The organism is Clostridium cavendishii DSM 21758, assembly GCF_900141845.1.
GTDB lineage: Bacteria > Bacillota > Clostridia > Clostridiales > Clostridiaceae > Clostridium_AG > Clostridium_AG cavendishii.
This window is the reverse complement of record NZ_FQZB01000006.1, coordinates 1-24,412: the sequence shown is the minus strand read 5'-3', so window position 1 is coordinate 24,412 and position 24,412 is coordinate 1. Positions and strand designations below refer to the sequence as shown.

General features: G+C 28.0%; 23 protein-coding genes. 18 read left to right on the top strand and 5 right to left on the bottom strand.

The features are described 5' to 3' along the window. Positions 1 to 39: 39 nt before the first annotated feature. Together BUB01_RS05960 and BUB01_RS05955 are read right to left on the bottom strand one after the other, a co-directional pair. On the bottom strand, positions 40 to 888 hold the full coding sequence (locus BUB01_RS05960) for a DMT family transporter (RefSeq protein WP_072985790.1): 849 nt from the start codon (positions 886 to 888) through the stop codon (positions 40 to 42). Between the two features lie 202 nt (positions 889 to 1,090). After that, positions 1,091 to 1,933 carry a DegV family protein gene (locus BUB01_RS05955; protein ID WP_072985789.1) on the bottom strand — a complete coding sequence of 281 codons (843 nt, stop codon included), beginning with the start codon at positions 1,931 to 1,933 and terminating at the stop codon, positions 1,091 to 1,093. Positions 1,934 to 2,379: 446 nt separating this feature from the next. Between BUB01_RS05955 and BUB01_RS05950 the strand changes: the two genes are divergently transcribed. The 8 genes from BUB01_RS05950 (at position 2,380) to BUB01_RS05915 (ending at position 9,362) form a co-directional block, all read left to right on the top strand. After that, positions 2,380 to 2,979: a hypothetical protein gene (locus tag BUB01_RS05950; RefSeq protein ID WP_072985788.1), complete on the top strand. Its 600-nt coding sequence runs from the start codon at positions 2,380 to 2,382 to the stop codon at positions 2,977 to 2,979. Positions 2,980 to 2,984: 5 nt separating this feature from the next. Continuing rightward, entirely contained in the window at positions 2,985 to 3,305 is a 321-nt protein-coding gene (locus BUB01_RS05945; RefSeq protein WP_072985787.1) for a PadR family transcriptional regulator, read from the top strand. Between the two features lie 45 nt (positions 3,306 to 3,350). Next, positions 3,351 to 3,854, top strand: coding sequence for a GNAT family N-acetyltransferase (locus BUB01_RS05940; protein WP_072985786.1), 504 nt, complete (start codon positions 3,351 to 3,353; stop codon positions 3,852 to 3,854). 227 nt (positions 3,855 to 4,081) lie between these two features. After that, the gene (locus BUB01_RS05935; RefSeq protein WP_072985785.1) at positions 4,082 to 5,428 is read left to right on the top strand and encodes an FAD-binding oxidoreductase; all 1,347 of its coding nucleotides are present in this window, start codon (positions 4,082 to 4,084) and stop codon (positions 5,426 to 5,428) included. A gap of 63 nt (positions 5,429 to 5,491) precedes the next feature. Continuing rightward, positions 5,492 to 5,698, top strand: a complete 207-nt coding sequence (locus BUB01_RS05930; RefSeq protein WP_072985784.1) for a hypothetical protein — start codon at positions 5,492 to 5,494, stop codon at positions 5,696 to 5,698. Positions 5,699 to 5,891: 193 nt separating this feature from the next. Then, the gene (locus BUB01_RS05925) at positions 5,892 to 6,815 is read left to right on the top strand and encodes a helix-turn-helix transcriptional regulator (RefSeq protein WP_072985783.1); all 924 of its coding nucleotides are present in this window, start codon (positions 5,892 to 5,894) and stop codon (positions 6,813 to 6,815) included. A gap of 105 nt (positions 6,816 to 6,920) precedes the next feature. Beyond that, entirely contained in the window at positions 6,921 to 7,715 is a 795-nt protein-coding gene (locus BUB01_RS05920) for a TatD family hydrolase (RefSeq protein ID WP_072985782.1), read from the top strand. A 486-nt stretch (positions 7,716 to 8,201) separates the two neighbouring features. Beyond that, the gene (locus BUB01_RS05915; protein WP_072985781.1) at positions 8,202 to 9,362 is read left to right on the top strand and encodes a hypothetical protein; all 1,161 of its coding nucleotides are present in this window, start codon (positions 8,202 to 8,204) and stop codon (positions 9,360 to 9,362) included. A 97-nt stretch (positions 9,363 to 9,459) separates the two neighbouring features. Here BUB01_RS05915 and BUB01_RS05910 read toward each other — a convergent pair whose 3' ends face one another. Together BUB01_RS05910 and BUB01_RS05905 are read right to left on the bottom strand one after the other, a co-directional pair. Continuing rightward, on the bottom strand, positions 9,460 to 10,119 hold the full coding sequence (locus BUB01_RS05910; protein WP_072985780.1) for a FusB/FusC family EF-G-binding protein: 660 nt from the start codon (positions 10,117 to 10,119) through the stop codon (positions 9,460 to 9,462). Positions 10,120 to 10,395: 276 nt separating this feature from the next. Beyond that, positions 10,396 to 10,674: a CD3324 family protein gene (locus BUB01_RS05905; protein ID WP_072985779.1), complete on the bottom strand. Its 279-nt coding sequence runs from the start codon at positions 10,672 to 10,674 to the stop codon at positions 10,396 to 10,398. A gap of 561 nt (positions 10,675 to 11,235) precedes the next feature. On the opposite strand from BUB01_RS05905, the gene BUB01_RS05900 reads away from it, so the two are divergent. Then, complete coding sequence (locus BUB01_RS05900) at positions 11,236 to 12,162, top strand: NAD-dependent epimerase/dehydratase family protein (RefSeq protein ID WP_072985778.1); 927 nt, start codon at positions 11,236 to 11,238, stop codon at positions 12,160 to 12,162. Positions 12,163 to 12,251: 89 nt separating this feature from the next. Next, a complete protein-coding gene (locus tag BUB01_RS05895) occupies positions 12,252 to 12,722 on the top strand; it encodes a GNAT family N-acetyltransferase (RefSeq protein WP_072985777.1) in 471 nt (156 codons plus the stop codon). Positions 12,723 to 12,887: 165 nt separating this feature from the next. On the opposite strand, the gene BUB01_RS05890 is transcribed toward BUB01_RS05895, so the two are convergent. Then, positions 12,888 to 13,391 carry a hypothetical protein gene (locus BUB01_RS05890; protein WP_072985776.1) on the bottom strand — a complete coding sequence of 168 codons (504 nt, stop codon included), beginning with the start codon at positions 13,389 to 13,391 and terminating at the stop codon, positions 12,888 to 12,890. A gap of 317 nt (positions 13,392 to 13,708) precedes the next feature. Between BUB01_RS05890 and BUB01_RS05885 the strand changes: the two genes are divergently transcribed. The 8 genes from BUB01_RS05885 to kduI form a co-directional block, all read left to right on the top strand. Beyond that, entirely contained in the window at positions 13,709 to 15,508 is a 1,800-nt protein-coding gene (locus BUB01_RS05885) for a cache domain-containing sensor histidine kinase (protein ID WP_072985775.1), read from the top strand. Positions 15,509 to 15,520: 12 nt separating this feature from the next. Beyond that, positions 15,521 to 17,122, top strand: coding sequence for a response regulator (locus BUB01_RS05880; RefSeq protein ID WP_072985774.1), 1,602 nt, complete (start codon positions 15,521 to 15,523; stop codon positions 17,120 to 17,122). 406 nt (positions 17,123 to 17,528) lie between these two features. Next, positions 17,529 to 18,803 (top strand): ABC transporter substrate-binding protein, encoded by a 1,275-nt coding sequence (locus BUB01_RS05875; protein ID WP_072985773.1) that lies wholly within the window; start codon positions 17,529 to 17,531, stop codon positions 18,801 to 18,803. A gap of 66 nt (positions 18,804 to 18,869) precedes the next feature. Beyond that, the gene (locus BUB01_RS05870; RefSeq protein ID WP_341422431.1) at positions 18,870 to 19,781 is read left to right on the top strand and encodes a carbohydrate ABC transporter permease; all 912 of its coding nucleotides are present in this window, start codon (positions 18,870 to 18,872) and stop codon (positions 19,779 to 19,781) included. A gap of 25 nt (positions 19,782 to 19,806) precedes the next feature. Beyond that, a complete protein-coding gene (locus tag BUB01_RS05865) occupies positions 19,807 to 20,631 on the top strand; it encodes a carbohydrate ABC transporter permease (protein ID WP_072986034.1) in 825 nt (274 codons plus the stop codon). Positions 20,632 to 20,648: 17 nt separating this feature from the next. After that, complete coding sequence (locus tag BUB01_RS05860; RefSeq protein ID WP_072985772.1) at positions 20,649 to 21,836, top strand: glycoside hydrolase family 88 protein; 1,188 nt, start codon at positions 20,649 to 20,651, stop codon at positions 21,834 to 21,836. A gap of 14 nt (positions 21,837 to 21,850) precedes the next feature. Then, positions 21,851 to 23,698, top strand: a complete 1,848-nt coding sequence (locus tag BUB01_RS05855; protein WP_072985771.1) for a DUF2264 domain-containing protein — start codon at positions 21,851 to 21,853, stop codon at positions 23,696 to 23,698. An 18-nt stretch (positions 23,699 to 23,716) separates the two neighbouring features. Next, a partial coding sequence (gene kduI, locus BUB01_RS05850; protein WP_072985770.1) for a 5-dehydro-4-deoxy-D-glucuronate isomerase occupies positions 23,717 to 24,412 on the top strand: 696 nt, incomplete at its 3' end.

The following is a 24,412-nucleotide window of genomic DNA, read 5'->3' as shown; positions in this document are numbered from 1 at the left end:
TAAGGGATTTAGGATTATGAGAAATAATTCATACTTAGATTATTTTATTAGTTTTTTTTGTGTATAAAAGTCTCTTACAACTATTGAAGTAATAACAATTGTACCACCTAAAAAAGCCCAATAGCTTGGCGTTTCACCTGTAAATAAGAATACCCAAATTGGATTTAGTAAAGGTTCAAGAATGGGAATTAAAATAGCTTCAACCGTAGATACGTATTTAATAGCAGATGTATAAAAAATATAAGAAATACCTAATTGAAATATACCCAATATTAGAAGACCTATAACGCTCTTTATATTTGGAACGGATAGAAAGAAAAAAGGAATAGCAATTGTGAATGTAAGGATATTTCCAATTAGTGTAATTTGAATTGGTGAATCTTCAGCATTAAGTTTTAAGAATATAATAAACGTAGCCATTGCTATGCCACTCAAAATTGCTATAAAATTACCAAGCATATTACCACTTTTTAAATCACCTATAAAAAATAATAGCATTCCAAGCATTACGATGAGAATTGTAATTAAATCGTATTTTTTAATTTTTTCATTTAAAAATAAGCGTGAAAATAATAATATCCATACTGGAGCAGTGAATTGTAATAGTATTGCATTAGCAGACGTTGTAAGTTTATTTGCTGTAACAAAGCATATAAGCAGTGCTGTATAACTACATGCACCAAATAATTTAGTTTTTTCTAATTTTTTTATTGGTTTTTTTAAATAAATTAACATAACTAATGTAGCGATTCCGCTTCTTGCTCCTGCAATTGCAATAGGATTCCAATCTACTAGTTTAATAAATAATCCTCCTGTACTCCATAAAATTGATGCAGTTATAAGATATATAATAGCTTTTTTTCTATGATTGGTTATGAATTTTTTCATATAATAGCTCCTTTCTATTTTAGCTTTCAAAATCTATTTTGTTTTTATAATTAGATTATATATAGTGGTGATATGAGATTCAATTGTACAAAATTGAATCTATATCGGTATAGATTTTTTTGCTAATAAAAAAGGTTGTCCAAAATAAAATAGGACAACCTTTTTACATAAAATTATTTTTTATAAGAAATAAAATAAGAACCTAATATACCCATGATAGTCCAAAGCTTCTAACCCCTGTATGAACACTTATTACAGGTGATAATTCTTCAATTAAGACTGTATAGTCAGGATATACTTCTGATATTTTTTCCTTTAATTTTAACGCATAATCATAACCATTTGCATGAGCAATAATGATTTTTGAATTTGGAGTTAATTTATCACTTTCTATAAGTTCGATTAAACTGTTATATACTTTACCCAAAGTTCTTACTTTATTCTTGAATATTATTTCACCATCTTCAAAAGATAAAATTGGTTTTATATTCAATAATTTTCCAAAAGATGACGCAGATAGAGATATTCTTCCAGTTCTGCGTAAATGGGCTAAATCATCAACTACTAAATATATTTTTGAGTTTGCTCTTATGTATTCAAGATTTTTTAATATATCTTCAAGAGAACTTCCATTTTTAATTAATTCTAAAGTTGTAAGTGCCATTTGTTTTTGAATAGTTGATGTGAAAAGAGAATCAAAAACAATTATTTTATCATTTGAAACCTGATTTTTAGCCATTACTCCAGTTTGGAATGTACCACTTAATTTAGAACTAATTGTAATATATATAATATGATCATACTTATTTACTATTTTTTCGAAGAGGTTTAGAACATCTCCAATTGGGGGTTGTGAAGTAGTTGGAAGATTTGTACATTCATTCATTTTAGAACAGAATTCGCTGGGAGTTATATTTATTCCGTCCTTAAAAGACATATCATCCATTAGTAGTTGTAGTGGTAGTGAGTACAAATTATTATTATTTTCTAATAAATCTTTATCAATTACAGCAGTACTATCTACAACAACAGCTATTTTCTGCATAGAGTCCACCTCCTAAAAGTATTATTCATGTTACGAAAGGTAGATTTGTAACACTTGTACATTTATAATATAATATTGCAAAGTATTTAGTCAATGTTAATAAGTAGGTGTTAAAAATCATTGGAAATATAATAAAGTATATTTTTTATTACATTATATATTAACATAAGTAATTTTAACATTAATATATAATATATTGTATATTAATGAGTTTTTTATTAAAAAAATTTATATACTTGTATTACAAGGTACGGCATGGTACTATATAAATATAACTTGCAATACAAGGTAGTGGGAAAAGAAAAGTGGTGTGCACAACCAAAATTTTTTTTATAAACTATATTGTTATGCAATATAGTTTGATTCTTAGATAGAAATTTTCTATAAAATGAAATCTAAAATTATATATTTTAAATTGATAAGAAATAAAAGGTGAGGTTAATGAGATGAATAAATATATGGATATTAATTTAAAGAAGGAATATTTAAAGGCATATAACGATGTTTCGGGAGCATTAAAAAGGTCAATCGCAGACAAAAAATTTTTAAATGAGGTTTTAGATGATCTTATTGAAATGCTCTATACAAGTCAAGAAGATGGTAGAGTTATAGAAGAGGTGCTTCCAAAGGGTGCAAAGGGGTTTATTGATGATATCGAAAAAACTTATTATAAAGAAATTCCTAAGAAAGATGTTTACCTTGGACTATTAGGAAGATCATTTATTTATATGGCGATATTTTGTTTAATTTTTTATGTAACACATAGTGAATCAATGATTGTATTAGTAGGAATACCAACTGGGTTAATCTATGCAATTTTAATGCATTTTATCTTTGGAAATTTTAAAAACAGTAAGTTAAGAATATTAGTTGATTTTATGGTTTATGTAATAATTTTGGGTATAGGAAGTGAAGTTTTTAATGATGTAGCTAAGGAACGATTATCAGATGGTATTATACTTTTAGTAATAGTAGGTTTTGGAACTATAGGGTATATAATTTCTTCAAAAAGAACTATACTAAGTAGAACTTTTATTAGAAGGTGAAAAAAATGGCAAATACAACACAATTATTAAAGGGCATAATGGAAGGTGTAATTTTAAAAGTTATTGCCAAGGAAGAAACCTATGGCTATGAAATCTACAAAAAGTTACAGACATACGGATTTGAAGAATTTGCAGAAGGTTCACTTTATCCATTGCTTTTAAGATTAGAGAAGAATAAATTAATAAAGTCAGAGAAAAAACAGTCTCCTCTTGGACCGGATAGAAAGTATTATAGTTTAACTGAGGATGGAGAAAGAGAAATGAAGGAGTTTATTGGAGCTTGGGACATTATTAATGTTAAGATACAAAAAGTATGGGAAAAATAAGTTGATTTTAAATTTTAAATTTATATAATACAAAGGAGAAGTGAAATGGAATTTAGAAGAGCTGTTGAAACAGATGTTAATAATATAATGAATATTATTAAGCAAGCACAGGCTTACTTTAAAGCACAGGGTATTGACCAATGGCAAGATAATTATCCTAATATTGAGATAATAAGTGATGATATTGCTAATAAAAATAGTTATGTGATGGCAAAAGATGATATTATTGTTGCTAGTGCGGTAGTCTCTTTTGATGGAGAAAAAACATATGATAATATTTATGATGGGCAGTGGATTAGTAATAATGAATATGCAGTTATTCATAGAATAGCTGTTGACAATACTTATAAAGGCTTAGGATTATCATCTCAAATTATGAAAAATATAGAGCAACTTTGTTTAAGTAAAGGGATACACAGTATAAAAATAGATACACATGAAGAAAATTTATCTATGCAAAAAATGCTTAAGAAAAATAAATTTCAGTATTGTGGGATTATTTACTTAGAAGATGGAAGCAAAAGAGTAGCTTTTGAAAAAAAACTATAAAGTATAAGCTAGTTTATTATATTGTAGATATAGCTCAAGGAGGACAAGTAAAAATTTAATATACCGATTATTGGATATCAAAAAACATAGATTAAAAGATTTAAGTTATTTATTAAGATTAAGAAAATATTAGAATATGTTAAATTAATTTTTATATTCATCATATATTGATAGTAGTAGATAGATTTATTGAAAACAAAAATATTTTACTACAAAGGATGATGAGGATGGAGTTAACTAAGGAATTATGTTTTAGTGGTGAGATTGTAACGCCTAATAATATTGAATATGAAGAAGATAGACAAATATGGAACAGGGCGATACAAAAATATCCAATTGCTATATTATATTGTACTAGTAGAGAAGATGTTGTAGGTGCCTTAATATTCTGTATTAAAAGGAATATTAACTTTAGAATAAGATCTGGTGGACACAATTATGAAGGGTACTCTATTGGAAATAAGCTCATAGTAATTGATGTTAGTAGAATGAAGAAAATAAGTATAAATGAATTAACAAACACAGTAAAAATAGAATCAGGGGTACAAAATAGTGAACTTTATGAATATGTAGGAACGAGAGGATATCCTTTTCCAGGTGGAACTTGTCCGACTGTTGGAGTAGCAGGATACACTTTAGGTGGCGGTTGGGGCTTATCTTGTAGATTGTTTGGGTTAGGCTTAGATAATGTAGTGGAATTTGAACTTGTAGATTATAGAGGAAAGATAATTATTGTAAATAGAGATTGTAATAGTGATTTATTTTGGGCATTAAGGGGGAGCGGAGGAGGAAACTTTGGAATAGTAACTTCATTAACTTTTAAATTACCACCAAAATTAAATAGGGTAACAGAGTTTACAATATATTATCCAAATACAACAGAATTAGAACAAGCAAATATTATGAATATATTTCAAAATTTATACCAAACCTTAGATAGAAGAGTGAATATGAGGGCTAGTTTTTATAATTCTGAAGATGAAGGCGTAGCAGCATTTATTATAGGCTTGTTCTATGGAGATATAGAAGAGCTAAAGGGAATACTAGAACCTCTATTAGATTTGCCAAATGCTGAGTCTGATTTTGAATATACAACTTTTTTAAATGCCATAAAAAAGATTGAAGCCATATATCCTACTAGTGAAAAATTTAAATCTACTGGTAGATTTGCAGATAGAATATATTCAAAGCGCGAGTTATTAAAATTGGCAGCTTCTCTTCAAGAAAGGCCTACAGGCTCAGTTTATGCTGCAGTTACCTTTTATGGACTAGGTGGGGCTGTGAAAGATAAAGGAAAACATGAAACAGCCTTTTATTATAGAGATTCAAATTATATCATAGGTATACAATCAGTATGGGAAAATTCAATTTATGCTGAAGAAAATAAAGAATGGGTAGCAAGTAGATTGAATTATATAAAAATGATAACAGAAGGCTCATTTGTTAATTTTCCGTACAGTCCATTAATAAATTATGAAAAAGAATATTATGGTGGAAATGCATGTAGATTAAATTATATAAAAGGCAAATATGATCCATTTAATATATTTAATTACCCACAATCAATAAAATAAATATTAGAAAAATAATTTAGCTTTTATTGAAGCATACTAATATTATAAAGGAGTATGATAGAGATGAAAGTAAAAATAGTATGTGACAGAGATTATGAAACAAAAGAAGTAGAACTACCTATGAATGAAGAAGAATTATTAAAGATTCAAGGGAGTGTACTTGATAGAGACACATTAGGGTATATAGCAGGAATAGATGTGAAATATTATGATGACCAGGGAAATGAAATAGATAATGTATTTCTTCTAAATAGGCAGTTACAAAAGTAAATACTAAAGAATTAATTTAGATAATAACTATAAATTAAACAATACTGGTAGGTATTTTTGATGAGCTAGCTTAGCTTAAAGTAAATAATTTTAAATAGAGTAAGAAGTTAAAAACTTTATTTAATATTTTCAGTGTATAATGAAGATAGGTTAATGTTAGCCTATCTTTATTTATTAATTGGAGAAAAGAGATATGAGAGCAAATAGACTTTTATCGATTTTAATAATAATTTCTCAAAAAAGACTAATAACAGGAAAAGAACTTGCAGAGCATTTTGAAGTATCTTTAAGGACAATATATAGAGATATAGAAAAGATAAGTGAGGCAGGAGTTCCTATAGCAGCAATTGGTGGAAAAGGTGGCGGCTATTATATTATGGAAAACTATATTTTAAACAATATATTTCTTAATAAGAAGGAAATTGAACCATTAATTGCGGTGGTGGATAATTTAAAGGTTTTATTTGGGAGTAATCCTCAATTTAATGATATAGTAAATAAATTTGAAACTTTAAAAAATGTTAATGAATTAGAAACTAGCAAATTAATTATAAATATGTCACATCTGAATATGGAGCAAGATTTGAAAGAATATTTATTTTTAATAAATAAAGGGATTGAAGAAAGTAAATTACTTGAATTTGGATACATAAACAGAAAAGTAAGTTATTCAAATAGAATAGTTGAACCAATTCAAATAGAATTTATGGAAGGTCAATGGTATATAATTGGATTTTGCAGAAGTAGAAAAGATTATAGAAAGTTTAAACTTGTCAGGATAAAAGATTTAAAACTGGGAGGAACTTTTATAAAACAGGAAATATCACAAAGTGAAATTAAAAATATTTTTTGTGAAAATTTACAAAATGGCAGCGAGTTAGTGACATTAAAATTCTCTAGGGAGATAGGAAATCAATTAGTAGAATATTTTCCTAAAGAGGCTATTAGATTTTTAGAAGATGGAACATATATTGTAGAAAAGTTTTTTCCTTATGATGAAGGATTAAAGAGATTTATCTTAGGATTTGGTAATTATTGTGAGGTTATAAGTCCAAAAAAACTAAAAGAAGAAATGAAGGAATATATAAAAATTATTTATAATAAATACAATGGCTGACATATAGGTGTCAGTCATTGTATTTTATAATTTTAATTAGAATACTTAAAGAAATTTTAAAATTATAATTTGATTATATAAATATAAAAGGAGAGTAATTATATTATGAACTTAGTTGATATTGGATTAAATTTGATGCATAAATCTTATGATAAGGATAGGGAAGAGGTTGTAGAAAGAGCTGTAAAGGCTGGGGTTTCCAATATGATTATAACCGGTACAAATATAAATAGTAGTAATAAAGCATTACATTATACTAAAAAATATCCAGGAATACTTTATTCAACAGCTGGAGTGCATCCACATGATACTCATAAATGTAATCTAGAAACTATTAATAGCCTTAAATCATTGGCATTATGTAAGGAAGTTGTTGCTATAGGAGAGTGTGGTCTTGATTTTAATCGGAACTTTTCTCCAAGGAATGTCCAAGAGAAGTGGTTCGATTCGCAGATACAACTTGCATGTGAGTTAGATATGCCATTATTTTTACACGAACGTGATGCGCATGAAAGATTTTTGGCAATTTTATCTAATTATAATAAAAGTATAAAAAAAGCAGTAGTTCATTGTTTTACTGGTAGTGCAAATGAATTAGATAAATATCTTTCAAATGGATATTACATCGGAGTTACTGGTTGGATATGTGATAAAAGAAGAGGTATGCATTTGAGAGAGTTGGTAAAAAGGATACCAACAGAAAAACTCATGATTGAAACTGATGCTCCATTTCTAACTCCACGTGATTTAGTACCAAAATCTTATAATGGCAGAAACGAGCCCGTTTTTCTTACACATATATTAAAAACAGTTGCAGAGTGTGCTGGGAAAAGTTATGAAGAAATAGCTAAAACTACTAGGGATAATTCATATAAGTTTTTTGGCATAGACTTCAAATAAGGATTGTAGGGTGTTCATTTTTAAAGAAATATGATTTTTTTGCAATATATATTGTATTGGAATTAATGTTGAATTTAATATACATTTTAATTATAATTTAATACAAACTCAATATAAGATATGAAGAGCTTTAATTTAAAAAATATTATGTATCCTTTAGAATAAGGAACTATTATTTTAAATATTGAAGAAAAGGGAAGATATAAGATTGAGGTAAAGTATGGAATTATTAATGTAGATGCAACAGATAAGTTATTATTAGAAAAGTAACATATTGTTTATTATACAAAAAAAGAGTATGAAGAATAAAGGAAATTGAGAAAATTGATGCTAAAGTAATAGTTGTAGCTATAACAGATGAAGAAAACACAAGAAAAGTGATAAAAATAATAATTACAAACCAAAATAAACATTATGTAGTATTTGCAAATATGTAGTTGTTGATTTAGAATATTATTCTTAATAAGGATAAGAAGGAGATTTTATATGAAACAAAAGTCTAAAAAGATTTTTAAAGTTATTTTAATAATGATTTTAATAGTGATTGCTTTTATGATTGGATCTAATAAATTAGTTCATACAGAGTATAATTCATTAAATGATATGGATAAAAATATGTTAAAGCAACTTTCCGAAGTTTATGAAACATATAATAATAAATCTCAAGATATATGGAAGGAAGGTTATAACTTTAAGGGTATCCCACTTGTACTAACCCCAGCTAGTAAAGATAACGGAATGTTACATACATATTCATATGTAGTGGGAGTAGATAAGTTAGAAGACTCTATATTTTCTAAGAAAATTGAAACTCCAAAAGAAATGAATTTACCACCGATATATAGGGTATCAGCAATATCTCCATCAGTATCATCTTCATGGCTACCATTTAACTTTACATTTACTGATATAGGTAAGCAACATGCTGCATTTTTTAAGTATACTTCTAGTAATACTAAAACGTCAGATGCAGATAGAGCTTTTAAATATACTTTAATGCATGAGGTATTTCATGAATATAGGCAAGTAGCATTATGGAAAAATGTAAATAACTTGCGTTCAAGTATACAAGTAGATGAAAGAAATAAAGAACAATATCAACTTTTCCTAACAGAGTTTGCTATTTTGGATAAAGCGAATAGTGCAAATGACAAAAGTGAATTGTTAAACATATTAAGTGATTTTGTTACTGTAAGAGAGGCTCGTTATAGTAAATTTGATTATATGAAACAAGAAAAATCAGTTGAAACACTAGAAGGTTGTGCTCAATATGTTGAATACAAATATTCAACTTTAGTAGGAGATATTTATAAGCATCCATTTAATACTAAGGTTCAAAATGGTAAATTTGCAGATAGATTTAGTAAAAAATCATTACTAGATACTACCAGCAAAACGAAATTAAATGGATTTATGGATAAAGATTTATACTATTATGTAGGTTCTTCTGAGGGAATACTTTTAGATAAATTACAAATCAATTGGAAGGATAGTGTTGAAAATAATGAGTTAGTTTATGATATTCTTAAGAGGGAAGTACGTAAACAGGTAAGTGGTGATAGAAAAAGTTTAGAAGATATAAAGAATGAATACGGATATAACACTTTTGGTGAGTCAGCTCAGATTATAGCTAATAATTTTAAGTAGAGTAAGAAGAGAGAAATATAAATAAGAAAAGAATATTATATATCAGTTGACAGTAGATAGATTTGTTTTTAGGCAAATCTATTTACTGTCTAATTTACTATTTTATATTATTAACATCCTTTAAAAGTTCTTCAAGTTTTTCAGTGGAGACAATTCTTTCATTACATTTTTTGCTATCTAGACATATATTAAAACCTATTGATTTATAGGCATTTTTACTAGTATTAGAAGTTTTACATATAGGTGAAACAAAGGTTACCTCATTTTCACGACCTACACGATTACAAAGTGCACATACATGAGTGTTATTTGTACCGTAAGTTGGAATTCTACAAGCCATACCTACAAAAGTTCCGTTCAAATTATAAACTATAAATAGTTTTTTTATTGTATCATCAATCCACCCTAAGTATACATTTTTAGAATTTTCTTCACTTATATCAGGTAATTTAAATTTTTTTTCTTTTTTAAATAATTTATTAATTTGTGCAGTTGTAATGTTTGGCATCCCATATACATATTGATCTAAATTGGCTAAATATATATCGATGTGTAAGCGATCTGTTATTTTACTAATATTAAGTAATTCTTTTTCTTCTTCAGATAAATTAGTAAAAATAGATAAAATTTTTTTTTGTATATATGCTTTAGTCGCTAGAACAACGTTAGCATCAACACAATTGGTAAAGGCGTTATTTAAATCATTTAAGCATTTTTTTATATAATTATATTCATGTTTTTTTATAAAAGTATTCATAAAATATAGCACTCCTTTATTATAGATTATTTTTCATAAATTGATATATTTTCCTTAAAGTCTGTAGTTTATTACTAGATAACAAAAAGATGATTACTATTACTTAAGATTAAGTAATAACAATCATCTCTAATTAAAACATAATACATATTTATAATAATTTTATTTTTTAAATACTGTTTTAAACTAGAGATGATAACTTTCAGTGGATTGATACAATGAAAGCATATCATAGTTTAAAATAAGTATTCAATCTAATAAATGATTCTGCAATAATTATGAGCATAGAAGTTTTTCTTTACTTATTATTCTTCTTATACTCTTTTCAGATAGGTAATATTCTTGTGTTAGTTCGGTTATAGTAGCTCCATCCATATATTTTTTATAGATTTCATTATTTCTAATTTTAAGGCTACCTCTAATGCCACTTTCTTCTCCCCAAGATTTATGATTTTCATCTTTTCTAGGGATATAAAGATATTTCCCATCTACATATTCTTGTAATATTTTAACCATTTCCTCTGGTAACACATCATGTGCTTTTACATACTTCATTTTCTTGCTCCTTTACTTTAAGTAAGAATCCAAATTTTGGTTTGATTATTGAAACTTACTTCTATTAGCTTAATAAATAGTATTAAAGCAAAGAATACAAAAAAAGCTATGTGTTACAGAGCCTAAAACATATAATCCTTCAGCTAAATTAACAGCTTAGGCTCCACACAAAGCATAGCTTACTTTGTTGTAATCTTTGCAAGGAGCAAGCTGATTTGGAGCTGAATGTATGATAATCATTCATAAAAAAACACCTCCTAATATATTAAATTTATTATATCATAATTAAATTTAATTTATATAGCAAGTGGATAAAATTATATAGAATTTATAAAGAATCAATTTTATTTTTAGATTAATGTTGATGTTAATAATAATCCATATATGGTAAAATGTATATAAAAGTGTAATAAATAAAAATCATTGAAAAGGTTAGGAAAATTTATATGGGCATTGATGGAAGAGTATATTGTAATTGTTTTAAAGAAGGAAAAACTAAAAATCCAATATATTTTGATTAATTATTAAAAAATGTTGCTATATATTATTGGGGGTGAGCGTTTGAGAAGTATTCTAATTATGGGTGGGACAACTTTTGTAAGTAGTTCTTTAGCGAAGTATTTAATTTCAAAAGGATATGATGTAGACATTCTAACAAGAGGAAAAAGGGCTATAGATTATGATGGATTTAGAGAGCATTTGATTTGTGATAGAAAATCAAAGCTAGAAATGGAGAATATTTTAAAAAATAAGAAATACGAATTCGTTTTTGATGTCTCAGCATATAAAAAAGAAGATGTTGAAATTTTATTAACAACTATAGATAAAAGTTATATAAAAAAATATATTTTTTGTTCTTCTGGTGCAGTGTACAAACCGAGTAATGAGCTTATAGGTGAGGAGTTCGAAAAAGGTGAAAATCCTAATTGGGGAAAGTATGGTACTGATAAAAAAGAAGCAGAAGATTTTATTGTAAATAGTAATGTACCATATATTATTTTTAGACCAACCTATATTTATGGAGAAAATAATAATCTATATAGAGAAGCATGCTTCTTTGATAGAATTAAAGCTAATAAAGTTATTCCAATACCTTATGGAAATAATACAAAGACTCAATTTATACATATAGATGACTTAGTTAGAATTTTTGAAAGTGCTATGACTAGTGAAAAGAGTAATCAAATATATAATGTAACAAATCCAGATGTGATTTCTTGGGATGAACTTATAATTACTTGTGGTAAAGTCATGGATAGGAAACCAATAGTAAAAAATATAGATATAACCAAAACAAATTTAGAGGCACGTTTATATTTTCCATTTAGAGATGTAACATATATTCTTAATATAGAAAAGTTAATAAAAGATGATTTGTATGTTCCAAAACTTTCATTAGAAAAGGGATTGAAAAAAAGTTATAAATGGTATATAGATAAAAAACCGGTGTTAAAGGACTTAAGAATGATAAAGGTTGATGAGGTTTAAATATATATATATAGAATTATTTAGCTATATAAAAGTGTAAATAGTTATGCTTGCAGAATTTTAAGGGGATATTTAAAGGAGACAAGATTATGATAGAATTAAGAAAAATCACAGAGGATAATTTTAATGAATGTATTAAATTGGAACCAAAAGAAGAACAAAAACGTTTTGTTGCACCTAATATAAGAAGTCTTGCAGAGGCTTATGTTGCATTAAGTAATAATGATTGCATTCCTATGACATATGCTATTTATAATGATGATATTATGGTAGGATTCATAATGTTAGCATATAATGAGGATGAAGATCATGAGGAAGAAAATGTTTATTGGGTTTGTAGATTAATGATTGATAAAAGACATCAAGGAAATGGTTATGGTAAAGAAGCTATGATAAAGGCAATTGAGGTTATTAGAACTTTTCCTTATGGAAAAGCTTCGAAGGTTTCACTTTCTTATGAACCTGAGAATGAGGGGGCAAAGAGGCTTTATGCATCTTTGGGATTTATAGAAACTGGTATAATTGAAGATGATGAAATGGTAGCAAATCTTATTTTATAGAATGGATAATTATCATAAAAAGCTATTTACAGAAAAACTTTCACACACTTCAGTTGGTATATAGGTTATCTTTTCATATAGGACCAAAATATTATAAAGTAATATAGGTGAAATTGTCCACCTATATTACTTTATAGAAGAATACAAAATATAACTCAAAGAGTATTAATGCCTGTCTACTGAATTTATCAATTTACAAACCATACATTTAATCATATGTTCTTTTGAATAATATTTTGCAAATTCTAATGCTTCATTAATATTTATCCAACTATGCCCACCAAAACTTATATCACCAGTAGTATTATTAAGTAAATTAAATGTTTTTAAATTGCTATTCCATGAAGGTACATAATATTCGATTTGTCTATCACAACAAATGTAATAAACATTACATCTTTCTTCCTCAGAATCATTTTCATCATTAAAATTGGAATTTTCCCATATTTTATCACCATTATCAAATATAGAATGGCGTTTAAATATATTTAATACGAATTCACCTTTCATTTTGTTAGAACGTTCATCCCAAGGAGTAATATCTTTGAAGTCATTATAATTTCCAAGATATGAATATCCGCCTGCCTGTCCAAAATAGTTGTCTGTTGAATTAATATCAAAGGGATTAAAAATTTTATTTTCTGGATATTGAATACTAACCAAGTTCATAATAATTCTCCTTTTTATGTAGATAAATATTTTTATGTAGTATTTTAGTAATAATACATTATTTAAATATTTTCATAGCTAATTATTTTTAAAATATTAAAAGTTCTTTAAATTAATTATATCTGTATAATGTTAGATTATCACTAAAAATATAAAGATGTTTTCACACTTTTATATTTAAAATTCTTTGTGACTTTAAATGTCGCTATTTGTATTTTATTCTCAATATATGTATAATGTTGTATATGAAAAAAGTATGAAAAGTATAGAGAACTTTTTGTGCTTAGATTGAAATTATAGTAAGTTTTGGGGGGAGTATGGGTAGCTTAAGTACAAAAAAGACAAGTATAAGAAATAAATTGGTAATGTTTTTTCTTATTTCATCTGTAATGTCTACTGTAGTTCTAGGTAGTATTTCATATATAGTTTCTGTAAAGGTTATAAAGAAGAAATCAATAGACTCTTCAGTTAAAACATTGACTCATGTTAGGGATATAGTAGACAAACAAACTGCTGCTTTAACTCAAGTAGCAGACGAAATATTTGTAAATAAGAGTATAAACAGGGTGTTAAGTAAAGCTTATAGTAATACAATAGATTATAATATGGATATGAGAGAAGTTTACGAGTTTTATGAAAATTTTAAAAAGTACTCAGCTATGAATCAGTATATAAGTTCAATAGTTATATTGGGGGACAATGAAAAGGTTATCAAGCTTGGTGATAATGCTTATACTATTGATGAAAAGAAACTTAAAGAATCTGAATATTATAAAAAGGCAAGAGAGTTAGATGGCAAGATATTGTGGACAGGTACTCACGAAGATTGGGCGGAGTTAAAAGGTGATGGGTATTTAGTATCAGCTGTTAGATTAATAAAGGATGAGAATCTGGAAAATGGAATAGGAGTAGCTTTTCTAAGTTTCAAAGAAAGTTCAATATATGATTTGTTTAAAGGTATGGAAGAAAGTACAAAAAATTCTATGGTAATAGTAAATGAAGATGCAAATGTTATTTCAAATACTAATAGACAATTATTAACGGAGAAGTTCGATGAAAAAGATTACATTAAGGAAGTAATAAAGTCAAAGGAAGGATATATAACTTCTAAAGCCGATAATCAAGAAATACTTATAACGTATTGTTCAGCTGTTTCAACTCCTTGGAAGCTCATTGAAATAACTGAAGTTAAAAATTTAGTTAAAGAAAATAAAATAATTGCGCAAATAACTTTTATAGTATCTTTAATATCTATTGTAGTTAGTTGTATATTTTGGTGGTTTATTTCAGCAAAATTAACTAAGCCAATAAATAACTTAAAAAACACTATGAAGCTGGTAGAAGGTGGCGTTTTTGATGCAAGAGCTGATGAATCAGAGCGAGATGAAATTGGAGAATTAGCTCATAGTTTTAATTTTATGTTGGATGAAATTAAAAAACTTTTAGAGGTAAGTTTAAAAGAAGAAGGAGAAAGAAAAGATGCTGAGTATAAAGCTTTATTATCGCAGATAAACCCACATTTTTTATATAATACATTGAATACTATAAAGTGGATGGCTATAATGCAAAATGCTGATAACATACGTGATATGACTACTTGTTTAGGTAGGTTGCTTCAAAAGAGTATAAAAAATGTAGATAATTTTGTATCTATAGATGAGGAGTTAAGCTTAGTAGAAGATTATATATACATACAAAAATTTAGATATAAAGATAAATTTAATATAAATTATGAAGTTAGTGAAGAAGTTAGATATTTATATACTCCAAAATTTATTTTACAGCCAGCTATAGAAAATTCAATTTTTCATGGTATAGAACCTAAAGAAGAAGACGGACTTATAAATTTATCTGTTGATATAGAGGAAGATAAAGTAGTATTTAAAGTTGAAGATGATGGCGTTGGAATGGATGAATCTAAGGTTTTAGAACTTTTAAGTAAAGATAATCATAGTGGTAGAGGTTTTAGCGGGCTTGGTGTAAGGAATATAGATGAAAGAATCAAAAGTTTATTTGGAAAGGAATTTGGAGTGGATATACAAAGTAAAATTGGTGAAGGTACGGTGGTTATTATAACTATTCCAGTACTTAAATCAGAAGAAAAAAGTAACTTTTAGGGGGAACACACTATGCTAAAGGTATTATTAGTAGAAGATGAATTGATAGTAAGGGTTGGTTTAAAGTCAGTTATAAATTGGAATGATAATGGCTTTGAGTTGATAGGGGAAGCTTCTAACGGTGAACAGGCATTAGAAATTATAAGAAGTAATAGACCGGATATAGTAATTACTGATATTAAAATGCCTAAAATGGATGGAATAGAGCTTATCAGAACTATAAAAAAAGATTATGATGATATGAAAATTATAGTTTTATCTTGTCATGATGAATTTGCTATTGTTAAGGAGGTAATGAAATTAGGTGTTGAAGATTATTTTTTAAAACTTACAATGGAGCCAGAAGAATTAGTAAATATACTCCTTAAATTGAAAGATAAGATAGATACAGCTTACAATAGTAATATAAAAATTTTAAAAGATGATATTGATATAAACAAAAATATTTTAAGAGAAAAGTTTATGAGAGATATTATTCTAACTGAAGAAATAAAACCTTCAGAAATAGAAGAACAATTAAGAAAGTTAGAGTTTAAGCTAAATTATAAAAATATGATAGCTTTAGTTCTTTGGATAGATAAATGGTATTTATATGAAAATTATTCGGATAATGATAAATATTTATTTAGTTATGGGATTATGAATATAGTAAATGAGATCTTAAATGATTTTACTGAGGGATATTGTGTTGAAGTTAGACCAGGAGAATTTTTGGTGATTTATACAAACAAGGATAAAAACCAAGTTGAAAACAATTATAATCAGTTAGCAAATAAGATAAAAACTTTATTCAAAAGTTATTTAAATGTATCTGCTTCTATTGGAATAAGTAATATAAAAGCGGATTTGAGCTATCTAAAAAAGGCTTACATTGAAGCTTTAGAGGCAGTAGGAGGAAGATACTTTTTAGGTGCTGGAAGTATAATTAGTTTTCTAGATACATATGAAAATAGGGAAGAAGAACAAGAGGTTAAAACGTTTGACTTGAATACCTTTACTATTTACCTTGAGCAAGGAAATATAGATGGTATAAGAAGTTATATAGAAAATATTATTAGTTTATTAAATAATAGAAGTGTTTTAAGGCTTAAACCAAGAAGTATTTGTATGACTATCATAATTCAATTTATAGAAGTTTTAAATAATAGCAATGAAGAAATAAATAATTATTTATATGAAAACTATGAAGTAGAGGCTGATATGAAGAGATTAGAAACTTTGGAAGATATGAAACTTTGGTTAAGATGGTTTTGCTCTTCAGTAGAAAATTATATAAGAGATAAGTCTAATAATAGTAGTGGTAGAATAATTAGTAGAGTTAAAAAATTTATAAATGATAATTATAATAAAGACTTAAATCTAGAAGAATTAGCGGCATTAGTTTATATATCACCAAGCTATCTAAGTAATTTATTTAAAGTATCTACAGGAAAAACAATTACAGATTATATAACAGAAGTAAGGATAGATATGGCTAAAGAGTACATTAAAAATTCAAATATGAAGATGTATGAAGTAGCTGAGACAGTTGGGTATAATAACATATATTATTTCAGTAAAATTTTTAAAAAGCATGTTGGAGTTAGTCCATTAAGATATAAAGATACAGTTTAATTTAAAGAAGGTTTTTGCCTTCTTTTTTTCTTTATTTTTAATATTATATAGGTTTTAATAAATAATCCACATCCATAATTTTTCGAGCAATCTATAAGTTTCAAGTAATTCAAATATAGAAAATTAATTATAGCCTATAGACTTTTATAGCTAAATTACAGGAATCATAAAAAAGTATAAAAAAGTGAAAGCAATATTAAAGAAAAAAGTTTAAATATTATTAAGAGTTAAAATGAGTATAAAAAAACTCAAAAAATTATAAAAATATTGAAAATGTTTACTTGGCGAACTTTAAACTTATAAATAAGAGAATGTAAAAGTATAAAAAATAAAAAAACAGTTAATTGTTAGAAAAGGTTTTCAAAGATAAAATGAAAATATAAAGTGAATCAAAGGAGTGAACAATATGAAATTTAAAAAAGTTCTTTCATTAGTTTTGGTTGCATCTGTAGCTACAAGTCTTTTTGTTGGCTGTGGTAAAAAAGATGACAAAGGAGCGGCAGGTTCTGGTCCATCAACTGTAAAAGTAATGCTTTGGGCAACAGAAGCAAAAAACCAGAAAGCAGTAATAGATCAATTTAATAATGAAAATAAAGATACAAAAATAGAAGTAGTTGAAGCACCTGATAATGAATATCCAGATAAACTTACAGTAACACTTGCAAGTGGAAATGACGTAGATGTGTTTGGAACAAATAATGTTTCAACTTATGCAGACTTAGCTACTAAGAAACAATGTTTAGATTTAGGTGAACTTATAGATAAAAATAAATTAGATCTTAAAAATTATAATGGCTTAACAGATGATATGAAAATAGATGGTAAATTATATGGGCTTCCAGTAAGAAAAACAGCTTGGGCGCTTTATTATAACAAGGATTTATTTGATAAGGCTGGGGTAGCTTATCCTAAGGATGATATGACTTGGGTTGAATTTAGAAATCTAGCAAAACAAATGACTAAAGGTGATGGTGCAGATAAGACTTGGGGTACCTTTATTCAAACTTGGGACAACCTTTATCAACTATCAGCTCTTCAAAAAGGAAAGACAATATTTAGTGAAGATTTAAAAGCTCAAAAAGAATCAATTCAATTTTTAAATGATTTATATAAAGATGGTTCAGCATCTAACTGGGGAACTAATAAATCAACTTCAGCTCATTATAGAGCAGCATTTGAAAAGGGAAATATCGCTATGATGCCAATGGGAGATTTCTTAGCAGGATCCTTAATAAGCGATAAAGCAGCTGGAAAGCACAATGTTAATTGGGATGTAGTTTCACTTCCACATCCAGAAGGAGTGGCAGCTAAAACTACTTTTGGAACAGCTACACCAATGTCTATAAACGCTAAGACAAAAAATAAAGATGCTGCTTGGAAGGTATTATCATATCTAACAGGAGAAAAGGGTGCTATAAATAGTGCTAAGCTTGGAATACTTCCAGGATATATAAATGACGAAGTTAATAAAGTTTATGGTTCGGCAGAAGGAACTCCAGCAGGAGTAGCTAAAACTTTCTTAAATCAAAAGGTAGTTCCTGAATTACCAGTTGGAAAGAATGTAAAATCAACGCTTAAAGTCTTCTATGAACAATCGGAATTATACTATATTGGAAAAAATGATTTGGATACTACTATGTCAAATATAGAAAATCAAAGAAAAGCTGAGATGGCTAAATAATTAAAACCAAATACCTATAGTACCCTAAGGAAATCTTAGGGTACTTTTAAAAAAGGAGGAGTATTAGTGAAACTGTTAAGTGGCAAGAAAAAACAAAAAAGAGGTACCTTAGAAAAACACGAAGCTAAGTGGGGCTACATTTTTTTACTACCAAACTTTGTAGGTTTTCTAATATTTACATTAATTCCTGTAGTAGCAGCTTTAATTATGAGTTTTACTAATTGGGATGGTTTTGGTAATGTTGATTTTACTGGTTTTAAAAATTATTTATTACTATTAAAAGATCAAAGATTTATCGATTCATTTGTAAATACTATATATTTTACAATAGGTAGTGTGCCTTTAACGATAATAGTAGCTTTAGCAGTGGCTTTAGCCTTAAATCAAAAACTTAAAGGAATTTCAGCATTAAGAGCAGCATATTTCTTACCTTATATATCTTCAGTAGTTGCTGTAGCAGTAGTATGGCAAGCACTTTACAATCCAGATTTTGGTCCTTTAAACTCACTTATTAAATCTTTTGGTATAACAGATCCTCCAACATGGTTATCTTCTACTGCATGGGCTTTACCAGCAGTAATATTAATGTCAGTATGGAAAACTTTTGGTTATTATATGGTTATGTTCTTAGCTGGGCTTCAAGGAATACCAAAATATTTATATGAAGCAGCAGAATTAGATGGTTGCACAGGTTGGCAGAAATTTAAAAATATTACCTTACCTATGCTTTCACCAACAACTTTCTTTGTAACTATAATGTGTATAATTAACTCATTTAAGGTATTTGATCAAATATATGTTATGACACAAGGTGGTCCAGGAACTAGTACTACAGTTTTAGTTTATAACATTTATTGTGAAGCTTTCCAAAAATATAATTTTGGATATGCATCAGCACAAGCTTTTGTATTCTTTGCACTAATCTTAATGGTTACTTTAATACAATTTAGAGGCCAAAAGAAGTGGGTTAATTATTAATAAGAAAGGGTGAATTAAATTGAGTATGAAAAAAGATAGGACTATTAAAAAGACTGTTTTATATATAGTTTTAATATTTGGTGCCATTACAATGATAATACCATTTATTTGGATGATATCTTCTTCACTAAAATTAAATAAAGATATTTTTAATTTTCCAATAGAATGGATACCTAAAAATCCTGTTTGGAGTAATTTTAAAGAAGCTTGGGAACAAGCTAACTTTACTAGGTTATACTTAAATACATTTTTTGTAGCTATATCAGTTACTTTATTACAATTATTAACTTGTTCTATGTCAGCTTATTCCTTCTCTAAATTAAAATATAGAATGAGAGATAAAATATTTTTAGGTTATTTATGTACTTTAATGGTTCCTTTTCAAGTAATTATGATTCCTCAATTCATAATAATTAAGAATTTAGGAATATCAGATACCTTATGGGCTTTAATTTTAACTGGTGCATTTAGCCCTTTTGGAGTATTTTTACTAAGACAATTTTTTATAAGTATACCAGATGAAATAATTGAAGCTGCAAGAATTGATGGAGCAGGAGAGTTTACAATTTATAGTAGAATAATGCTTCCTTTATGTAAGCCTGCATTAGCAAGTTTAGGTATCTTTACCTTCGTATTCTGTTGGAATGACTTCTTAGGACCATTAATATATATCAATGATCCACTAAAGAGAACAATTCAATTAGGAATTAGATCCTTCCAAACTAGCAATGGTACAGATTTTGCTCTAGTTATGGCAGCAGCTGTTTGTGCAACTTTACCAATAATAATAATTTATCTATTTGCTCAAAAATACTTTATTGAGGGTATTGCAATGACAGGTGGTAAATAATAGGGAAGGAGATTTTAATGAGGATGATAATAGATGAGGGGATTAAAAATAAATCAAGGTTTGATTTGGAAAATAATATAGATAAAGCTTTTTTACAAGAAGAGATAAATTATGTTTTAACAAAGATAGATGAAAATTTGAAAGATTTTACCTATAATTTTCCATCAGCAGCTAGTGTAAATAATGTATATGAAAAGGTAGATAATATTGGATGGACATCTTGCTTTTGGACAGGCATGCTTTGGTTAGCGTATGAAATAACAGGGGATAAAAAATACAGAAAAGTAGCAGAGATACAATTAGAAAGTTATAAAAAAAGGATAGAAGAAGAAATAGATATAGATACTCATGATTTGGGATTTTTATATAGTTTATCAGTTGTGGCAAGCTATAAACTTACAGGGAATGAAGAAAGCAAATATGTTGCACTTAAGGCAGCAGATAAGCTTATGGAGCGTTATTTTGATAAGGCTGGAATAATACAAGCTTGGGGAAATTTAAGTGATCCTAAAGAAAGAGGAAGAATGATTATAGATTGTTGTATGAATTTGCCTTTATTATACTGGGCTACTGAAGTAACTGGAGATAGGAGGTATTATGAAGCAGCTCACAATCATGTAAGTAAGGCAGCTAAATATATAGTAAGGGAAGATGCATCAACATTCCATACTTATTATATGGATACTGAAACTGGAGAGGCAAAGTATGGTGCTACACATCAAGGGTATTCAGATAATTCATGTTGGTCTAGAGGTCAAGCTTGGTCAGTTTATGGCTTTCCATTAAGTTATATATATACAGGAGAACAAGAATTACTAAACATTGCAACTAAAACTACTAATTATTTCTTAAATAGATTACCGGAAGATTATGTAGCTTATTGGGATTTAGTTTTTATAGAGGGTACTGAAGAGAGAGATAGTTCAGCAGCTGCAATAGCAGCTTGTGGTTTGTTAGAACTTTCGAAGAATTTGCCGTTAACGAATGAATATAAAAAGTTTTATGAAAATGCAGCATTAAAAATTGTAAAATCTTTAGCAGAAAGTTATACAACCAAAAATTTTAAAGAATCAAATGGGATTTTACTACATGCTGTATATTCAAAACCACATGCTAGAGGTGTAGATGAATGTAATATTTGGGGAGACTATTTTTACTTTGAAGCCTTGGTTAGACTTATGAAGAGTTGGAACCTTTATTGGTAGAAAGGAAGATAAATATGGAAAATTTTAATTTACCTATACATGAAAATCCCCTAAAAACAAAAAAGGATTTAGAAGAGGCTCTAATACAAATTTGTGAGCCTCTAAAATCCTATTATAGTAAAGGTGGAGCTCTACTTAAGCTTGGAAATTCAGGTGCTTATTATGATAGTACATGTGCTTATCTTGAAGGTTTTTCAAGAGTACTTTGGGGATTAGTTCCGCTAGCTAAAGGGGGAAGCGATTATGACCTTTGGGATACTTATATTAATGGAATAAAAAATGGCACAAATCCAAACCATGAAGAGTATTGGGGAAAGAGTTGTGATTTTGATCAAAGATTTGTTGAAATGGCAGTTATGGGATTAGGATTAGCCTTAGCTCCAGAAAAGATGTGGGAGCCTTTATCAGAAGATGAAAAAAAGAATTTTGCTTGTTGGCTAGATGAGATAAATAATTTTGATATGCCAGATAATAATTGGAAGTTTTTCCTTGTATTTGTGAATACAGGTCTAAGAAAAGTAGGAGCTCCTTATAATAAAAACAAATTAAACGAAGCATTAGAAAGGTTAGATAAGTTTTATATAAAAGATGGATGGTACACCGATGGACCTACCAAACAAATGGACTATTATATTGCTTTTGGTATGCATTATTATGGTCTTATTTACTCAAAACTTATAGAAAAGGAAAATCCAGAAGAGTCTAAAAAGTATAAGGATAGAGGTGCAGCTTTTGCAAAGGACTTTATTTATTGGTTTTCAGAAGATGGTGCAGCTTTACCTTTCGGTAGAAGTTTAACCTATAGATTTGCACAATGCAGTTTTTGGGGAGCATTAGTTTTCGCAGGGGTAGAAGTTTTTAGCTATGGTGTAATTAAGGGAATTGTATTAAGAAATCTTAGATGGTGGTTTAGTAAACCAATATTCTCGAGAGATGGAATATTATCTATAGGATATTGTTATGAAAATCTAATTATGGGTGAAGGCTATAATGCTCCAGGATCACCTTATTGGGCATTTAAATCCTTTATTCTTTTAGCACTTCCAGAAAATCACCCTTTTTGGCTTGCAGAAGAAGAGGAATTACCTAAATTAGAAAAAAGGAGAAATTTAGTTTATGCTGATATGCTTATAACAAGAGAAGAGAATAATGTAATAGCTTTAACAGCTGGACAAGATGCTATTTGGGAACCAGCTCATGAAGCGGCAAAATATGAAAAATTTGCTTATTCAACAGCGTTTGCTTTTAGTGTACCTAAAGGAAATATTGGATTAGTTCAAGGGGCATATGATTCTATGCTAGCCCTTAGTGAAGAAGATGATTTTTATAGGGTTAGGAGAAGATGTGAGGAAAAGTTAATAACTGAGGAGTATGTATATTCTTTGTGGAAACCTTGGAATAATGTAGTTATTAAAACTTGGCTCATTCCTTTTGATTCTTATTATGTAAGAATTCATAAGATAAATTCTGAAAGAAATCTTTATACAGCGGAAGGTGGTTTTTCGGTAAAGAGAGTTAATAATGATAGGGGAGCTGTGGGAGAGGATTTTTTAGTTACTGATGAGGTAGCAATAGCAAATTTACCATGGGCTACAAGTGCAGTCATAGATTTATTAGGAAATAGCGAAGGTGAAGTTATAGTTCCAGAGGCGAATACAAATTTAAATGAACCTAGAACTTATATACCTACTTTAAAGAAAAAATTATCTAAAGGAAACCATATTTTAGCTACAGCAGTATTAGGAACTTTAGATAAGATGTCTAAAGAACAAATAATGAAGGAAAGTCCTAAAGTTAGGATAGAAGATAATAAAGCTGTAGTTACCTATAAAGATAGAAAATTAATTATAGATTTAAAGTAAATTTTAGGAGGAATTAAAATGGAAATAAGATATGCAAATCATCCAGAGGATTCAAAAAGATATACAACAGAAGAGTTAAGAAAGCACTACTTAGTAGAAAAGATATTCAATAAGGACGAGATAAAATTAACATATAGCCACGTAGATAGAATAATCTTTGGTGGAGCAATGCCGGTAGAAAGTGAATTGAAGCTTGAAGCAGGTAAAGAAATGGGAGTTAGCTTTTTCCTTGAAAGAAGAGAAATGGGAATCATAAATATTGGTGGAGAAGGAGTTATAACTCTAGATGGCACTGAATATGAAATGAAAAAACAAGACGGTATGTATATAGGAATGGGAACTAAAGAAGTTTCTTTTAGATCAAAGGATGCTAAAAATCCAGCTAAATTCTATATAAATTCAGTACCAGCTCATCAAAGCTATCCTACTGTAAAAATAGATATAAAGAATGCTAATCCAGTTAAGTTAGGTTCTCAAACTACTTTAAATGAAAGAACAATATATCAATATGTTCATCCAAATGTATGTAAGAGTTGTCAACTTTTAATGGGAATGACAATGTTAGAACCAGCTAATGCATGGAATACAATGCCTTGCCACACTCATGAAAGAAGAATGGAAGTTTACTTCTACTTTGATATGGATGAAGACACAAGAGTGTTCCATCTAATGGGTGAACCACAAGAAACTAGACATCTTGTAGTTAAAAATGAA

What these genes read in the sequence shown, in the direction of transcription:
- BUB01_RS05960 (WP_072985790.1), bottom strand. Translation starts at nt 888, where the DNA reads ATGAAAAAATTCATAACCAATCATAGAAAAAAAGCTATTATATATCTT.
- BUB01_RS05955 (WP_072985789.1), bottom strand. Translation starts at nt 1,933, where the DNA reads ATGCAGAAAATAGCTGTTGTTGTAGATAGTACTGCTGTAATTGATAAA.
- BUB01_RS05950 (WP_072985788.1), top strand. Translation starts at nt 2,380, where the DNA reads ATGAATAAATATATGGATATTAATTTAAAGAAGGAATATTTAAAGGCA.
- BUB01_RS05945 (WP_072985787.1), top strand. Translation starts at nt 2,985, where the DNA reads ATGGCAAATACAACACAATTATTAAAGGGCATAATGGAAGGTGTAATT.
- BUB01_RS05940 (WP_072985786.1), top strand. Translation starts at nt 3,351, where the DNA reads ATGGAATTTAGAAGAGCTGTTGAAACAGATGTTAATAATATAATGAAT.
- BUB01_RS05935 (WP_072985785.1), top strand. Translation starts at nt 4,082, where the DNA reads ATGGAGTTAACTAAGGAATTATGTTTTAGTGGTGAGATTGTAACGCCT.
- BUB01_RS05930 (WP_072985784.1), top strand. Translation starts at nt 5,492, where the DNA reads ATGAAAGTAAAAATAGTATGTGACAGAGATTATGAAACAAAAGAAGTA.
- BUB01_RS05925 (WP_072985783.1), top strand. Translation starts at nt 5,892, where the DNA reads ATGAGAGCAAATAGACTTTTATCGATTTTAATAATAATTTCTCAAAAA.
- BUB01_RS05920 (WP_072985782.1), top strand. Translation starts at nt 6,921, where the DNA reads ATGAACTTAGTTGATATTGGATTAAATTTGATGCATAAATCTTATGAT.
- BUB01_RS05915 (WP_072985781.1), top strand. Translation starts at nt 8,202, where the DNA reads ATGAAACAAAAGTCTAAAAAGATTTTTAAAGTTATTTTAATAATGATT.
- BUB01_RS05910 (WP_072985780.1), bottom strand. Translation starts at nt 10,119, where the DNA reads ATGAATACTTTTATAAAAAAACATGAATATAATTATATAAAAAAATGC.
- BUB01_RS05905 (WP_072985779.1), bottom strand. Translation starts at nt 10,674, where the DNA reads ATGAAGTATGTAAAAGCACATGATGTGTTACCAGAGGAAATGGTTAAA.
- BUB01_RS05895 (WP_072985777.1), top strand. Translation starts at nt 12,252, where the DNA reads ATGATAGAATTAAGAAAAATCACAGAGGATAATTTTAATGAATGTATT.
- BUB01_RS05890 (WP_072985776.1), bottom strand. Translation starts at nt 13,391, where the DNA reads ATGAACTTGGTTAGTATTCAATATCCAGAAAATAAAATTTTTAATCCC.
- BUB01_RS05885 (WP_072985775.1), top strand. Translation starts at nt 13,709, where the DNA reads ATGGGTAGCTTAAGTACAAAAAAGACAAGTATAAGAAATAAATTGGTA.
- BUB01_RS05880 (WP_072985774.1), top strand. Translation starts at nt 15,521, where the DNA reads ATGCTAAAGGTATTATTAGTAGAAGATGAATTGATAGTAAGGGTTGGT.
- BUB01_RS05875 (WP_072985773.1), top strand. Translation starts at nt 17,529, where the DNA reads ATGAAATTTAAAAAAGTTCTTTCATTAGTTTTGGTTGCATCTGTAGCT.
- BUB01_RS05865 (WP_072986034.1), top strand. Translation starts at nt 19,807, where the DNA reads ATGAAAAAAGATAGGACTATTAAAAAGACTGTTTTATATATAGTTTTA.
- BUB01_RS05860 (WP_072985772.1), top strand. Translation starts at nt 20,649, where the DNA reads ATGAGGATGATAATAGATGAGGGGATTAAAAATAAATCAAGGTTTGAT.
- BUB01_RS05855 (WP_072985771.1), top strand. Translation starts at nt 21,851, where the DNA reads ATGGAAAATTTTAATTTACCTATACATGAAAATCCCCTAAAAACAAAA.